13 protein-coding genes are annotated in these 14740 nt (G+C 40.1%); 2 read left to right on the plus strand and 11 right to left on the minus strand.

Annotated features, from left to right (window positions below; all coding sequences use genetic code 11):
* Nucleotides 1-41 precede the first annotated feature (41 nt).
* Genes ACZ47Z_RS13880 through ACZ47Z_RS13890 form a run of 3 tightly spaced genes read right to left on the minus strand, consistent with a single transcriptional unit; the run spans nucleotide 42 to nucleotide 3349 of the window.
* Complete coding sequence (locus tag ACZ47Z_RS13880) at nucleotides 42-983, minus strand: nucleoside hydrolase (RefSeq protein ID WP_055171635.1); 942 nt, start codon at nucleotides 981-983, stop codon at nucleotides 42-44.
* 16 nt (nucleotides 984-999) lie between these two features.
* Nucleotides 1000-1839: a YjjW family glycine radical enzyme activase gene (locus ACZ47Z_RS13885; protein ID WP_054753035.1), complete on the minus strand. Its 840-nt coding sequence runs from the start codon at nucleotides 1837-1839 to the stop codon at nucleotides 1000-1002.
* On the minus strand, nucleotides 1826-3349 hold the full coding sequence (locus tag ACZ47Z_RS13890) for a YjjI family glycine radical enzyme (protein ID WP_464525663.1): 1524 nt from the start codon (nucleotides 3347-3349) through the stop codon (nucleotides 1826-1828). Before ACZ47Z_RS13890 ends, ACZ47Z_RS13885 begins: the two co-directional genes overlap by 14 nt.
* A gap of 134 nt (nucleotides 3350-3483) precedes the next feature.
* On the opposite strand from ACZ47Z_RS13890, the gene ACZ47Z_RS13895 reads away from it, so the two are divergent.
* Nucleotides 3484-4185 carry a Crp/Fnr family transcriptional regulator gene (locus tag ACZ47Z_RS13895; RefSeq protein ID WP_464525664.1) on the plus strand — a complete coding sequence of 234 codons (702 nt, stop codon included), beginning with the start codon at nucleotides 3484-3486 and terminating at the stop codon, nucleotides 4183-4185.
* 67 nt (nucleotides 4186-4252) lie between these two features.
* On the opposite strand, the gene ACZ47Z_RS13900 is transcribed toward ACZ47Z_RS13895, so the two are convergent.
* From ACZ47Z_RS13900 to ACZ47Z_RS13920, 5 genes are all read right to left on the minus strand, one after another.
* Complete coding sequence (locus ACZ47Z_RS13900) at nucleotides 4253-5623, minus strand: hypothetical protein (RefSeq protein ID WP_054753029.1); 1371 nt, start codon at nucleotides 5621-5623, stop codon at nucleotides 4253-4255.
* A 152-nt stretch (nucleotides 5624-5775) separates the two neighbouring features.
* Nucleotides 5776-7041 (minus strand): MFS transporter, encoded by a 1266-nt coding sequence (locus ACZ47Z_RS13905; RefSeq protein ID WP_226865839.1) that lies wholly within the window; start codon nucleotides 7039-7041, stop codon nucleotides 5776-5778.
* 27 nt (nucleotides 7042-7068) lie between these two features.
* Complete coding sequence (locus tag ACZ47Z_RS13910; protein ID WP_054753027.1) at nucleotides 7069-7944, minus strand: shikimate dehydrogenase; 876 nt, start codon at nucleotides 7942-7944, stop codon at nucleotides 7069-7071.
* A 28-nt stretch (nucleotides 7945-7972) separates the two neighbouring features.
* Entirely contained in the window at nucleotides 7973-9946 is a 1974-nt protein-coding gene (locus ACZ47Z_RS13915; RefSeq protein WP_464525665.1) for an FAD-dependent oxidoreductase, read from the minus strand.
* A 35-nt stretch (nucleotides 9947-9981) separates the two neighbouring features.
* Nucleotides 9982-10818 carry a sugar phosphate isomerase/epimerase family protein gene (locus tag ACZ47Z_RS13920; RefSeq protein ID WP_054753024.1) on the minus strand — a complete coding sequence of 279 codons (837 nt, stop codon included), beginning with the start codon at nucleotides 10816-10818 and terminating at the stop codon, nucleotides 9982-9984.
* A gap of 426 nt (nucleotides 10819-11244) precedes the next feature.
* Between ACZ47Z_RS13920 and ACZ47Z_RS13925 the strand changes: the two genes are divergently transcribed.
* Nucleotides 11245-12132, plus strand: a complete 888-nt coding sequence (locus ACZ47Z_RS13925) for a LysR family transcriptional regulator (protein ID WP_464525666.1) — start codon at nucleotides 11245-11247, stop codon at nucleotides 12130-12132.
* Nucleotides 12133-12152: 20 nt separating this feature from the next.
* Here ACZ47Z_RS13925 and ACZ47Z_RS13930 read toward each other — a convergent pair whose 3' ends face one another.
* From ACZ47Z_RS13930 to ACZ47Z_RS13940, 3 genes are all read right to left on the minus strand, one after another.
* The gene (locus ACZ47Z_RS13930) at nucleotides 12153-12881 is read right to left on the minus strand and encodes a DUF554 domain-containing protein (RefSeq protein ID WP_055162980.1); all 729 of its coding nucleotides are present in this window, start codon (nucleotides 12879-12881) and stop codon (nucleotides 12153-12155) included.
* 175 nt (nucleotides 12882-13056) lie between these two features.
* Complete coding sequence (locus ACZ47Z_RS13935) at nucleotides 13057-14343, minus strand: right-handed parallel beta-helix repeat-containing protein (RefSeq protein WP_464525667.1); 1287 nt, start codon at nucleotides 14341-14343, stop codon at nucleotides 13057-13059.
* Nucleotides 14294-14659, minus strand: coding sequence for a hypothetical protein (locus tag ACZ47Z_RS13940; protein WP_227159927.1), 366 nt, complete (start codon nucleotides 14657-14659; stop codon nucleotides 14294-14296). The genes ACZ47Z_RS13935 and ACZ47Z_RS13940 overlap by 50 nt, the downstream gene beginning before the upstream one ends.
* Nucleotides 14660-14740 lie beyond the last annotated feature (81 nt).

Genomic DNA, 14740 nt, shown 5'->3' on the forward strand with positions numbered 1-14740 from the left:
TTCCTCCTCGTAGAATACGTTTTCTTTCTTCTTAATACTTTTTAATAAAACGCCGCGAACAAAGTGTCTAAAACTTTTTTGGAATCAACTTCCATACAATGATTTACATATTCTCCATCAATTGGATATTCTCTTAAGTCTGTTACGACCATTCCTTTACAATATGCACCTTCACATTCTATTCTGGTAACACATCTGTGTGTCTTTACCACACTTGGATCTACCGCTACGATCATTGCCAGCGGATCGTGAAGCGGACAACATTCTCTCATCCAATTCTGCTGTCTTGCGCCCTGCATATACCATTTCATCTCTTCTCTTAAGAAATGAATCTGCTCTTTACACTCTTCTCTGCAATATTTTTCTGCATATTCTAAGTCTTCTTTTCTTAAGATTGTCTTTAATGTCACATCCAATCCTACCATTGTCATATCCCATGGTGTTTGAACGACTATGTCGGCTGCCTCAGGATCTCCTCCGATATTAGCTTCAACAACAGGCGAAACATTACCTGTAGCTAAAACCGTTCCGCCCATGGACACAACCTTTTTAATCTTTCCGGCGAAATCCGGATAACGTTTGATTGTTTTTGCAATATTGGTCATTCGTCCTAATGTGACTAACACCAGTTCGCCTTCATTTTCAGAAGCAATCTGATACAGAAAATCACATACATCCATATCAACAGGTTTTTGATCGGATGGTGGTAATTCAACATTACCGATTCCATTTTTCCCATGAATAAATTCCGGGAAATCAACCTCATCTCCATTCAACGGTTGTTCAGCCCCGACACATACCGGAATCTTATGCTCCATTCCTGCTAATTTTAAGATTCTCAACGCATTGTCAGCGCCTTGCTTTGCTGTCACGTTTCCAACACTTGTAGAAATGCCAACAACTTCTACATCCGGTCTTGCCAGCGCAAATAATATAGCTAAAGAATCATCTACACCCGGATCGCAATCAATACAAATCTTCATCTTTTCCCTCCTTTTACTATATCAAAATAATATTTTCAAATCCATTATCCTCCGCGATTTTTTTGTATTTCATCATTTCATTGGATGATGGAGTCCTGAAAATCTGATCATATGGAGAACGAACTCCAAACTGACGATAAGCGATTATTTTATATCGAATTTGTTTTTTATCTAAATACGGCTTCAGCAATTTTGTGATTTGAAAAACAGTATCTTCATTCGGCAGTTGATCCGGTACTATAACTGTACGAATCTCCTCAAGCTTTCCATGTTCAGCTAAGTAAACTGCATTTTTCAGAACCTGCTCATTACTCATACCGGTTAATTTCTTATGTGCATCGCAATCAAATGCTTTAACATCCAACATCACACCATCACAAACATTCATAAGCTCTGCATCCTGTGAAAAATCATAACTGCCATTACTATCAATTAATGTTGATAATCCTTGCTGCTTCGCTAATAAAAATAACTCAGCCAGGAAATCTCTTTGCAGTGTACACTCACCGCCTGACACCGTAATTCCTCTTATATATGGAAGATCCGGTGCAATCTGTTCCATAATCTGTTCCGCTGTATAATCTTTCACTCGTGGCGAAGACATATGAGGACATACATGGATACAAGTATCACATTCACAACATTTATCTTCATCCCATACAATCTTTCCGTCTTTCAGGGAAAGTGCTTTGGCTGGACACTTCTCGACACATGCACCACATTGAACACACTGCCCGATTGTCTCCGGATTGTGACAGTAAGAACACTTAAAATTACATTTTTGTAAAAAAACAGCTGCTCTGTTTCCCGGTCCGTCTACAACACTGCTATGAATAATTTTATTAACGATCGCCATTTAAGCTCCGCACCTTTCTTTCATAGATCTTACTGTTTTTCACTTCGTAATATCCCCATTTTGCATTTGCCTGAGGAACTGCAATACCATTGTCTAATTTAGCAATATCCGACTTTTTCACCAGATATCCTGTGATTCTAATAACATCTGAATCAGACGAATAGGTTGAAAAATACTGCATTCCTTCCTTAAATCCGCCCTTAATCAAATCTAAAATAGCATCCGGATTTCTTTTTGCGGTTTCATCAAACGGGAAAATATCACCCACGCCTGATGGGAAGAAATGATGTACTTTTGCACAGTGATGTAAATGCTGATGCAGCGGAAGCTCCGATCCAATCGCAATACGTGCTCCCGGACTGATATCATAGTCACTGTCTATTCCAACCTGAGCATGTAATGGAAAATGATGTTCCGTGCAATCACAATATTTACTCTCAAAAGAGTTTACACATTCCTGAAGTTTTTCCAGGATTCGGATGGCCAGCTGATCTGCATCTTCGCTATATCCATAACGGTCAGATTTATGCTCTTTTTCCATCAATGTGTTTACGCACTCATTCATACCGACAACACCAAACATGCCGGTGAAATTTTCAACCTTAACAAATCCCTCTTGTACTAAGAAATTTGATTTAAAGAAATGACTCTTTTCTACCAAAAATTCGATTTTATTTTCAATATATCCACACAGTTCTTTTACTGCGCGCGGCAATAACTCTTCCAGGAAATGCTCGCTGTCTTTTGCACGTTCTGCCAGTCTACTTAAAACAACACGAGATAATGTAAAGGAGCCGCCTGCTATCGGTAAAGCGTTGTAGCAACTTGCAATTCCATAAGCGCCATCATACAGCTTGCGATACATTTTGTGATTTGCAAAACTTGGCTTCGCACAATTCAATGCACAGATCACACATTTTTCTGCAAAATCATCTGGTGTTATATCCGGATCATAAAGCAGTGTGATTGAAGGAATTGCATTTTTCAATTCTGTTTCAATCTCAACAATCATCTCACCTGCCCTTGTTGCTTCAGGTCCTAAGTTCATGTGGCAATAAGAATCCGGAATTGAGCGGTCTAAAAAGATCAGGAAGCTTTTGATCAGCTTATATGCATTCTCATCATCCATGAATGGTTCCAGCAATTTATCTACAGATCCCAGGTAAACCGGATAATGTGTAACTGATGGGACATGACGATAAAAGATTTCCAATGTCTGAATCGCTTCGAATAAATTTTTAGGTGGATCCAAACGTAAGAATTTGCATCCTTCTCTCATTAATTTTTCATAATCCGGAAGAATATATCTCGGTTGATATGTGACATTTCCTTCTGCCATTCTGCACAAACATCCCGCCTCACACAATTCTCTAAACTCATTTGTAGTTTCGAAAAATTCCACATAAGACAATGGCACATCCGATAACGCGATCATAGCCTGCTCATGCGTAAGTGCACTATTTGTTATGATCGATTCCACAGTTTCTTTTAAATTAGTAATGTTTAACATGGCAATACCTCCCAAATAATTCAATACTGAAACAACGGTTGAAATTTATTGTCCTCTTATGGCCTTTATGATATCATTAGGATGGAATTTAAAAAAATGCCATTTGGCATGTTTCTAGAAGAAAGGAACAAAAAATGTCCGGAGATCTAAAAAAAATTGTTGAATATGCAGAAGAATTTTTAGAAAAAAGTTTAGAATCTAAATTTTTTTTAGATTTACTTGATCAGGCAGGGCTAAAAATTGAGCATGCCTCCAAGAATGATTGTCTTATTTATAATGATATGCCTTCGAAATATATCTATATACTTTTAAAAGGCGCCTGTTATTCTGAAAAATACAGTCCTTCCGGAAAATTATTGACTGCCGTAGCCTGCAAACCTATAGAAATCTACGGCTTATTTGAAGCTGTACATCCTACATTAAACAGACACACAGCAACGATTCGCTGTGCTTCTGATTGTTCCTATATTCGTATTCCTATACAAACATATCTGGATCAACTTTCAAGAGATCCTGAATTCGGAGTGCTCAGCCTTAAGCATTTGTCCTTATTAGTTGAACGAATTTTGAATGAAAATGAATATTTACTTTTAAATAATACAAAAGACAGGTTATTGCTTCATCTATTTCGATGTTGTGAAAATCAGAAATTTCCTGTCATCGTCAAAGCAACAAAAGAAGAATTGGCTCAGCTACTTAACATCAGCCTTCGTACGCTATACAGACATTTAGACTGTCTGTACGAGGAGGGACTGATTGCAACCGAGCATGGGAAAATAGTGATTTCTGAATCACATTATCAGAAAATTAAAGAGGCGGTGCTTACGTTTGTTTAAGGCTGCTTTTTACACAAAAAGCAGCTAATCTATTTTCCAGACTAACTGCTCCTGTTGAATTCTTTTATTAATTTTGTTCTGTCTCCGAAATCTCTAATTTCCTCTTCTGAAATTCCATATTAGACAGTAAAATGTTCATTGCAAAACCTACAAGCAAAGCCCATCCGGAACCTTTAAATGCAAGCACTGCTGCCATTACTCCGGCAATACTTTTATCTGTACTCGTCTTACAATAATCCATACCGATTCTTGCACATACATATGCCTGGAATAACAAAGTGATCGCAGAACCCACGCCCATGATTGGTTTCATGAATGACACGATCGGCACTAAAATAACACTGATGAATGTTGCCATACGGAAAGAACTCATTCCACCGATCAGCGATTTCATCACTTTCTTTCCTTCTTTATAACGCATTGCAACAGATACGGTCATACCAATCCAAAGCGGACCTGCCAGTGGTGGGAACGGTGCAAAAATTGCAAGGAGCAGGTTTCTAAGACCACTGATCAGGTTTGATCTGCTTGAATTAAAGTCAATATATTCGTCACTTCTACTGTCCTGTGCTTCCTCTACCAACGTCTGTGATGTAACAAAATCTCCAAACGCAAGTACATAACAGATCAACGCCAACGGAATTGCACTTATAAATTTTGAAATCGGTGGAAATCCGACTGCAAAAATACTGACTGTGTGGAAAATATTACTAAAGTCAGGAATTCGGATGAGTCTTCCAAGTTCGAGAACCGGTTTTGACAATTCTCCAAGCAATACTCCTGCTAACATAGCAATCAGATATGGGAATAAGTTTCCATATTTTGCCATGATATCCAATATTTTATATTTTTCTCTGTTCTTTTCACAGAACGGTGAAAAACTCAAAAACGCAAGTAACAATGTACCGGAAAGTGTTGCGATTGGCGCAGTCATCAGCTGGCTTCCATCTGAGAGCTGTCCTTGCAATACTGTAATCGGTGCTGCAATCAGAATACCGCCTTTGATTGAATTCGGCACACCATTCACGAATTTATCTGCAAGCTTGGTAATTCCCATAAATATAAATACAAATGCAACAAGCAGCTGCAATGCAATCATTGCCTGAATACGCTCCGGTCCTTTTGGGAATCCATTTAAATATGCCAGTGTAAATGGTAATGTCGGTGTGATCCATCCCGGGACAACCGGATCTCCTAACCATCCATGAAGCATGTACATAAATACTTCAATGATGACGCAGCTCCATGCAAGTTCATACGGAAGTCCAAGATTATCCGTCAGATACGGAATCGAACTTAACGCAGTAGCGCCAAGGATCAGACCTTGAAAAAATTCTACATATTCTAATTTATAATGAATTCCCGGAATACGCCACTGAAATGGGCCGAGTGGAATATAGGGAAGTTCGTTGGCTTTTCTTGTTCTTTTCGGACTCATCTTTTAAGCTTCTCCTTCATTTTTCGATTTACAAGTGTCTATTTTTTAACAATTTAATCTCAAAAAAAGGACTGCATTCTTTTTGATGATAACATCTTTTGGAACAACAGTCCATTTTTTCGTATGAATTGAGATTGTTACTATGTTACTTCCTATAATGCACTTTTTCCGAAGATTTTTTTGTGCTGTGCTACTAAGTAGAGAGAACTTAAAATAGCAAGGATTGCAAATACTAACAGCATGATCATGAGGCTGTATACTGCACTTGCCTCACCAGATGATTTTGTAAGCTGTGCTGCCACTACTGGGATCAGGTAGCTTGCCGCACCCATAAATGTGTAATAAATACCAGTATTTCTCCCCTTCGGTCCTGGGTTAAATAACTGAACAACTGCAAGACCTGTCTGAAGAGCACCTCCTGCTGCGAAGAATCCCAACATTGCGATAGCGATGTAAATGATTGCTACCTGATGGATAAACAGTACACCCGCAAGTGCCACTGCTGTACAGATAGAATCAATAAGGACAACCTTTAACGGGTTCCATTTTAATTTTGCCATCATGAACGCCCAGAAAAGTACTGCACAGATAGACCCGATTGTATAAATAGAAGTCATACCTGCTGCCTGAATCTCGGAAAGTCCACATACGGAAAGTCCAAATGCTTTTGTATACTGCTGTGCGCCATACATGATCGCCATGCAAAGGAACGCATAAAACATTACAAGAAATACGATAAATTTATTTGGCTTTACAAGCATTGCTGCCTGCACTGCATTATCGGATTTGTCTTTCTTTCCTTCTGACGCTTTCTTCTGATCATCATAAGCAAACGGTGCAATAATTGCAAGTACCAGACAAACAACTGACATTACAAGCGGGATAATAACATTTAATTTCCAGTTTCCGCTGTTTGCATTATGAACAACCATGAATGGATAAATCATACCGGAAACAGAAACAAAAAATTTGATCCCGATCAGTGCAGATCCAGGTGCTGCCGGATAAGCTTCCTGTACAGCCGGATATCCTGATGCATCCCAGAAACCGGATGTTGCAACTCCTGAAACAAATCCACATACAGAAGCAACTAATGCACTTTTTGTAAATAAGAATCCAAGGAAGCATAGAATATATAATGCTGCTCCACCGATCATTAATTTTTTACGTCCTACATGATCCGAAATCTCTCCACCAATCCAGACGCTGACGAATTTACCAAAGCCTGTCCATGCAACTGCTGTACTTACCGCTGCAAGACCTGCTGCATATGCTGCTGACTGTGGGTCTGCCATATTGAATCCCCACTGTTTTGCAAAGTTTACGTTGTTCTGACTTAAAATGATAGCCTGGATACCATGTGTTAAATAGCAAAAATATACACAAAGGATAGACCACAAATATTTCTTTGCTCTCATTCCATCATTCTCCTTTTGTGAATGTAATTATTTTGCCTGAGCCTTCTGAAATTCCTGATACTCAGCAAGTGGCATCTCTTTTCCAACAAACAGTTCGTAGTTAACTGCCCCCTGCTGCAGAAGCATTCCTGCGCCACCGATTGCTTTACATCCTGCTTCTTCTGCTTCAAGGATCATCTTTGTCTTCTCTGGATTGTATACAGTATCTGCAACAACAAGATCCTTACGGAATAAAGATTTGTCAACCAGAGTTACATCCTCGTGTGGTTTCATTCCCATAATCGTTGTATTGATAAGAATATCACAAGTTTTAATTTCTTCTTCCAGTTTAGCCTTATCAGCAAGATCCTCTACAGTAACAACACAGTCCGGACACTTCTCTGCTAATTTAGCCTTTGTTCCTTCTGCTCTTTCGTAGAATTTATCTTTTATATTGAAAATGTTAACTTCTTTTGCTCCGTCCAATGCTAACTGAACCTGAATAGCTGTAGCGGCTCCACCGGCACCAAGGACAACAATCTTTTTATCTTTTACAGATACACCATTGATCTCGAGATTTTTAACAAATCCAACACCATCTGTAATGTATCCTGTGATCACACCATTATCATTTACAAATGCGTTACATGCTCCGATGATCTCTGCTGCCGGAGAAAGTTTGTCAACTAACTTTGCTGCAATATTTTTACATGGCATTGTAAAGTTACCAGCGCGCATGTTGAATAAACGAATTGCCTCAAATGCTTTTGGCATTTCTTCCTCTGTTACATCAAATGCCAGATATGCATAATCTAATCCGTCATGCTGGAAACTGAAGTTGTACATTGCCGGTGATCCTGAATGTCCAACCGGTGATCCAAATAATCCCATTAAGCCTGTGTGTCCAGAAATTCTTTTTTCCATGATTCTAATCCTCCTGATATAATTTCATTTATAAATTCAATGCAACCTCATATGCTTCTTTTGTGGCATCCAGTGCACGGCGTGCTCTTACTGCGTCACCTACCATGTGGACTTCTGGTACGATGTCTTTTAATTCTTCTGCAAAGTCATAAACTACATTCTGTCCATCACGGTGTGTATAACGTGAGCTGAATCCCATAGAGAGAACAACTGTGTCGAATCCTCTTGCCTCGTAGATCGTCTCGTCTGATTTATCTGCTGCATTTTTGTAACTTACGCCATCTGAGAAGATCTCTGATACAGCTGCACTTGTAATCTGTTTGATGCCATATTTCTCAAATGCTTCCATAAGAAACATTCTGTGCTCATGGATCACATCCGGTCCGATCGCGTCTCTCATTTCGATAATGGCTACTTCATGTCCCTGTTCTGCTAAGAAGTCTGCTGTCTCTGCACCTACCATACCGCCACCAACAACTAAGACTTTATGTCCTACCGAGCGTGTTCCTTCCAGGCAGTCAACACCATAGACGATATCCGGATTTTCAATACCTTTGATAAATGGAAGTACTAAAGTCTCAGCTCCTGTTGCAAGGATCACTGCATCCGGTGTATCTTCTTTCAACATCTGTGCAGTTACTTTTGTATTCATCTTGATATTAACTCCGGCTTTTTCACATTTTACAATGTAACTTCTGATCATACCTGTGATATCACCTTTTCCTGGTGGATATGCAGCCAGTCTCATATTACCGCCAAGCTTATCTGTAGCTTCAAATAATGTTACATCATGTCCGCGTCTCTTCGCTGTAAATGCAGCACACATACCTGCCACACCACCACCGATCACGTAAACTTTTTTCGCCTTCTCAGCCTTCGGAAGTCCTTCTTTTTCATGTCCGAGTACTGGATTTACAAGACAACAGATTGGTTTACCTGCATACATATTAGCAACACAGCCCTGAAGACAGGCGATACATGGTGTAAGATCTTCCAGTCTTTCTTCCATTGCTTTCTGTGGTGTGTGCGGATCTGCAAGTGACTGACGTCCAAATGCTACTAAATCTGCATTTCCCATTTTAATGATCTGTTCTGCAAACTGTGGTTCTGTATATCTTCCGACTGTAATAACCGGAATAGAAACACATTTCTTGATATTTGCAACAAGCTCTGCTGAGAATCCGCCGTGAATTCCTGTCGGAGCCCACATATACTCATCTTTTAAATGTACTGCACGGGATACGTGAAGACCATCAATCCCGCAATCTTCTAAATAAGAAGCAACTGCACACATATCGTGATTATCAAGTCCGCCAAACATGTCTTCTGTACTGTTAATACGTGCAAGAACAGCAATCTTTCCTTCTGTTTTCTTCTTTACTTCTTCAATGATGAGACGTGAAAATCTCATTCTGTTCTCAAAGTTTCCGCCAAACTCATCGACACGCTTATTTGTTCTTGGTGACATAAATGAATTTACAAGATAGCCGTGCGCCATATGGATCTCTACTGCATCTGCTCCACCTTTCATTGCACGTTCTGCTGCTTCACCATATCCTTTTACAAGCTCATACACTTTTTCTGTAGATACTTCTTCAGGAATGTCTCTTCCATCTGCTGATGCGATTGCTGTAGCTGCCTGGATCGGTGCTCCTGCATTCTTTGCATTTCCTTCCGGTCCTGCATTCTGAAGCTGGATAGATACCTTTGCACCTTCTGCATGACAGGCATCTGTGATTTTCTTCAGACTTTCAATGCTGTTGTCATCATAAAGACATGGTTTCTTAGGACCGCCCTTCGCTCCTTTATGTACTACAGTCGCTTCAATTGTGATCAGACCAAACTGACCTTTTGCACGCTCACCATAGTAAGCCACAGATTCGTCACTCCATGTTCCGTCTGAATTTGCGAAATTATTTCCCATCGGTGGAACCACAAAACGATTTTTAACAGTCATAGGTCCAATCTGAATCGGAGAAAACATATTTTTGAATTTCATCATTTTACCTCTCTCTTTGGCATCATCTGTTTTTCAAATTAGTCTACCAACTCTGGCCAAACTTCTTTTAATACTTTCTCTGTGTTTTCATATGTATAAGCAGCTGCTTCTTTCAGTCCTTTTCCAAGGATTGCATCAGAAATAACTTCTACACCAACAACCTTCGGATCAACTCCTGCGTCTTTAATCATCTTAACAAATCCTGCTGTATCTTTTGCTCCTGTTCCCGGTGCAAGACGATCATGCATAGACTCATCTCTTAAAATAGGTGCTGCATATGGTCTTTTATAAGCATCATTAATCTGGATAGAAATAACTTTCTTGGCAATCTCCGGTGTAAGGATATCGTATGGCTGATCTGCTCTTACCCAGTGCCATGTATCAAGAATGAGCATTGCGTTGTCGCATCCAGAAGCTTTTACAACTTCCCAACCTTTCTTAAGATCCGGAATTCCGCTGTATGGCATCGGCTCAACACCAATGATGTATTTTCCTGCTCTCTGGCAAAGTTCTTTTAATTTCTGTGCTGTGTACTCAACAGAATAATTTTCCATCAGTCCACAGTTGATGTGGCCTACTCCAAAGAGTTCGCACATATGGAAACACATCTGCTCTTTGTATTTCTGCTCATAAGAACGATGTTCCTCACACCACTGAACAATGTACTCTACCTCTGTTACTTTCATATCATGTTTGTCAAGAATTGCAAGAATGTCTTCATCATGAAGTCCTTCATTCAATGCATCAACATAAGTCTCTGCGCGAAGACCGATTCCTTCATATCCTGCTTCCTTTGCAGCGATTACACGATCTTCAAATTTGCACTGATCTCCAAGTGTCCATGAACTTACTGTGATTGGGTTTTTCTTTGACATAATTCTTCCTCCATTGTAAAAATTGAATATAATCCATTGGATTTTTCTGTTCAATCTTGTTGTTTTTTTCTATTTTTATTATATCTGTTTGTTAAATAAATGACAAATTGGTAATTCTATCACGATCCATGCATTTTGTTTATAGATTTTATTTACACTTCGTGTTACGATATTATTATCAATAAGCATTATTGCGTATTTATCTCTCAAATAGAGTAACTGTTCAGAGCCAACCTCCAAAATGCTACGCATTTCGTCGGTGTGGCGTATCCGCCAAATAAAATTTCAAAAACAGTCTTAAAAATGCAAGCATTTTACATCTGTTTTATGAAATTTTGCTTGGCTCTGAACAGTTACCAAATAGATATAAAATGAACCTGATTAAATGGGAAGATACAAATTTTTATAAGGAAGGTACCAGACTTTATGAATCTCTATCATCTTAGATATTTTGTTACTCTCGCTCATCTAGAACACTACACAAAGGCTGCGGAGATTCTTTCTATCACTCAACCAAGCTTAAGTCATGCAATCTCATCTCTGGAAAGTGAGCTCGGAGTAAAACTCTTTGAAAAAGATGGACGTAACGTTGTCCTCACAAAATGTGGACAGGCTTTTCTTGTCGATGTGGAACAGGCTTTGGATATGCTGGATTCAAGCATCAATAAACTGCAGATGACCGGATTTGGGGAAGGCCGCATCGATATTGTTGAACTCCGTACGCTCAGCAGTGCAGTTGTTCCGAACTTTGTAAAAGGTTTTTTGGATTCCACGCCTAACAAAAAAATCGATTTTTATTTTCATAGTTCAACCGGACTCACATCCGACATGATCCAGGGATTAAAAGAGCGAAAATACGACATCGCATTTTGTTCCAAGATGGACAATGAACCGCTCGTTGAGTTTATTCCGGTCGCAAAACAAGAGCTTGTACTGATCGTACCGGAAGGACATCCTTTGGACGGGAAAACTTCGATTGATCTAAAAGAAGCGCTTACGTATCCGCACATCGTTTTCTCTAAGCGAAGCGGTTTAAGACATGTAATTGACAAGTTATTTGAAAAATGTGGCGGATACCCTCAGATTGCTTACTCAATGGAAGAAGATCAGGGTGTTGCCGGATTAGTCAGTGCCGGATTCGGCATCGCAGTTGTGCCGCGAATGCCGATTCTTTCCTCTTTACCGGTTTCAATCATAGAGATTGCAACTCCGTCCTGGGAAAGACTCTTCTACATGGCAACTTTGAAGAATGTTTATCAGGCACCTGTTGTTACGAATTTTAAGAATTATATATTGGAACATGCTGAAATATAGAATGATACATTTCTTCTACTTTATAGCATCGGTACGATCATATTTACCCAGAACCAGCTCACCGGCATCACAAGCACCATGGCTGGGATCATGTCTGCGACTGGAAAATCGTGAATCTTTGCGATCCGGAAACCAGTTGCAAGAAGCAGGAAGCCTCCACATGCCTTGAAGTCGGCAATCATATCCGGCGTGGTCAGTGGGAAGATAAATTTTGCTGCTGCGAATATAATAAGGAAGATCACACACTGCGGAATTGCAACTGCAGCAACCACCATACCTAATGTTCCTCCAAAAATCATCGCAGTAAAGAAATCCAGAATCGACTTCGAAATCAAAATTGTATGATCACCGCTCATTCCGGAATCCAGTGAACCATAAATCCCTGTCCCACTGGCACAAAACAATACGATGATCGTCACAAGCATTGACATATACTCTTCTCTGGACATGGATTTGTTCTTATTTGGGAAGAGTTTTCCCACCGGTTTCTCCATGCAGGTCGCTCCGCCATTAATAATTCCGCCCAGATTGACTGCCAGACCAAAGGCAGTTCCAATTATCACTGCAAAAATAACAGCAGGCATATTTTTCATAAGTCCAATGGAACTAACTCCCATTCCCATTGAGCAGACACCAAATATCTTGGTAAGTTCCGAATTAATTTTTGCAGGCAGCTTGTGCCCAAATAATGCCCCGATCACACCGCCGGCTGCAACCGACAGGGCATTGATAATAACTCCTATTGGCATATTCATTCCTCTACTTTCTAAAACACAGATGCGGTGTAAGGAATCTCCTACACCGCAAATTTTCAATTTGATATTCAGTTTATCATAACACTTTTTATAATGTAAAGCTTTTATTTTCCGAGATATCTTTTGTTTGACTTAACTGTTTGTAAACATCACGTCCATTGAAAGTCCTCTATAATTCAAAAACCTGATTGTCCACCAGCGTGTAATTACCGCCGTCCATATTTTTACGAACGAACGGAACGCCTTTTCTTACATAGAAAGTATTATCTTTGATCAGTGCATCCGGGTTCTCTGCCGGGCTGATCGTTCCCCCAAGGTCATCAAAACTCACATTATTGCGGAACGTATTATGAATTGCTTCCTGCAGGCAGAACATCACGCATCCACCTTCATTCTGTCTGCTGTAATTATATTCATAAACGGTTCCATCACCGGAATCTGCATCATATGCCATACCGTCCTGATTTAGTCTTGTGTCAACACTCTCATTATACCGGAACAGTGCATCCTTACACTTCCAAGGCCAGATAGCCGCTGCCACCTTACCCAATCGATTACCCGGCTCACAGTAAATACGATCATTTATCTCACAGGCAATCGAATCTGTCATATTATGTTCCACCAGTGGACGAAGTGCATACATGGCTGTAATACCGTCACCACCTGCTGCCTTTACATAATTATCGCAGATTCGTATCTTCTCATGTCCGTACTTCAAGAAGATCTCCTCGTCCAGTTCTGCTCCCTGGAACTTCTCATGTGCATAAGTGTAACCGACAGCAATTCCCCAACGGCTCACCTGATACACAAAGCATCCTTCAACCGTGACATCTTTATAATGGGCAACTCCTGTAATCTCTTCATCTTCCGGCTGAAGTGCTGTCATATAGATACCACCGTTATTCATATGCTTATCGTACACATTACCATTCACATCATGGATCAGCAGATTACGCAGTGTGATACCGTGTCGTACACCTTTGTCTTTTGCTACAACAGCAACACCTGTGCGATTCATCTTATCTCCAAGGGAATAGTACTCGCCGATAATTTTGTCTGCTTCGTTTGTGATCTCCAGATCTTCTACGATGATATATTCTGCATCATACAGTAGAACTGCGGAAGATACATACCCGCGATATACATGAGTTGGTGAATCTAATGGGGCTCCATAATTCTGATACCAGATTCCCTGCCCACAAGCCTCAATACGCGGCGCATCGCCTTCTCCGTAAGCACCGATCACGATCGGTGCATCTTCTCTTCCGCTATCTGTTACCTGAAGATACTGTCCGCAAAAGACGCTCCCACGCTCAAGTAATACATGATCTCCCGGCTGCAGACTTCTCTGATTGATTGCAAAAAGACTTGCGAATGCACTTTCGCTTGTCAGTCCATCGTTCGAATCATTTCCTGTCTTCGAACTCACGTAATACGTCTTCGATAAGCTTGTCATATGCATCCTCCCGTAATCTTTTTTCAATAATCTGTTCTACCTCTTCATAAGTAAAGAGATCTCCGAAATATCGACCGAATAAATCCATATTTTTTTCGTAAAATTCTTTCTTCTCCTGCTCTGTGACATCCGGACACAGACCTGTGCTTCGAACCGCCTCACTTGGCTGGACAAAATCCAGTTTCAGTCTTGTCAGCTCATACTGCAAATACGCTGGTGCTGAAAAATAACGTGGTCCATAGAACAGCTTCTCCTCCTGCTCCATCATCTTCAGCTTTTCATTATGATTCTGTCTTCTTGCTTCAAGTCCCTCCATAGAAGGATCCTCAAGCAATCCCATTTTATGTGCTAAAAGGAAGGCACCTTGCGCCTTCCTTAAACATTCCTGTTTTATACA

It is taken from the genome of Mediterraneibacter faecis (genome assembly GCF_055383675.1).

Excerpts from the sequence above, each read along its gene's own strand:
- ACZ47Z_RS13895 (WP_464525664.1), top strand. The coding sequence starts at position 3,484 with ATGTCCGGAGATCTAAAAAAAATTGTTGAATATGCAGAAGAATTTTTA.
- ACZ47Z_RS13930 (WP_055162980.1), bottom strand. The coding sequence starts at position 12,881 with ATGCCAATAGGAGTTATTATCAATGCCCTGTCGGTTGCAGCCGGCGGT.
- ACZ47Z_RS13890 (WP_464525663.1), bottom strand. The coding sequence starts at position 3,349 with ATGTTAAACATTACTAATTTAAAAGAAACTGTGGAATCGATCATAACA.
- ACZ47Z_RS13885 (WP_054753035.1), bottom strand. The coding sequence starts at position 1,839 with ATGGCGATCGTTAATAAAATTATTCATAGCAGTGTTGTAGACGGACCG.
- ACZ47Z_RS13880 (WP_055171635.1), bottom strand. The coding sequence starts at position 983 with ATGAAGATTTGTATTGATTGCGATCCGGGTGTAGATGATTCTTTAGCT.
- ACZ47Z_RS13925 (WP_464525666.1), top strand. The coding sequence starts at position 11,245 with ATGAATCTCTATCATCTTAGATATTTTGTTACTCTCGCTCATCTAGAA.
- ACZ47Z_RS13915 (WP_464525665.1), bottom strand. The coding sequence starts at position 9,946 with ATGATGAAATTCAAAAATATGTTTTCTCCGATTCAGATTGGACCTATG.
- ACZ47Z_RS13920 (WP_054753024.1), bottom strand. The coding sequence starts at position 10,818 with ATGTCAAAGAAAAACCCAATCACAGTAAGTTCATGGACACTTGGAGAT.
- ACZ47Z_RS13910 (WP_054753027.1), bottom strand. The coding sequence starts at position 7,944 with ATGGAAAAAAGAATTTCTGGACACACAGGCTTAATGGGATTATTTGGA.
- ACZ47Z_RS13900 (WP_054753029.1), bottom strand. The coding sequence starts at position 5,623 with ATGAGTCCGAAAAGAACAAGAAAAGCCAACGAACTTCCCTATATTCCA.
- ACZ47Z_RS13935 (WP_464525667.1), bottom strand. The coding sequence starts at position 14,343 with ATGACAAGCTTATCGAAGACGTATTACGTGAGTTCGAAGACAGGAAAT.
- ACZ47Z_RS13940 (WP_227159927.1), bottom strand. The coding sequence starts at position 14,659 with ATGGAGGGACTTGAAGCAAGAAGACAGAATCATAATGAAAAGCTGAAG.
- ACZ47Z_RS13905 (WP_226865839.1), bottom strand. The coding sequence starts at position 7,041 with ATGAGAGCAAAGAAATATTTGTGGTCTATCCTTTGTGTATATTTTTGC.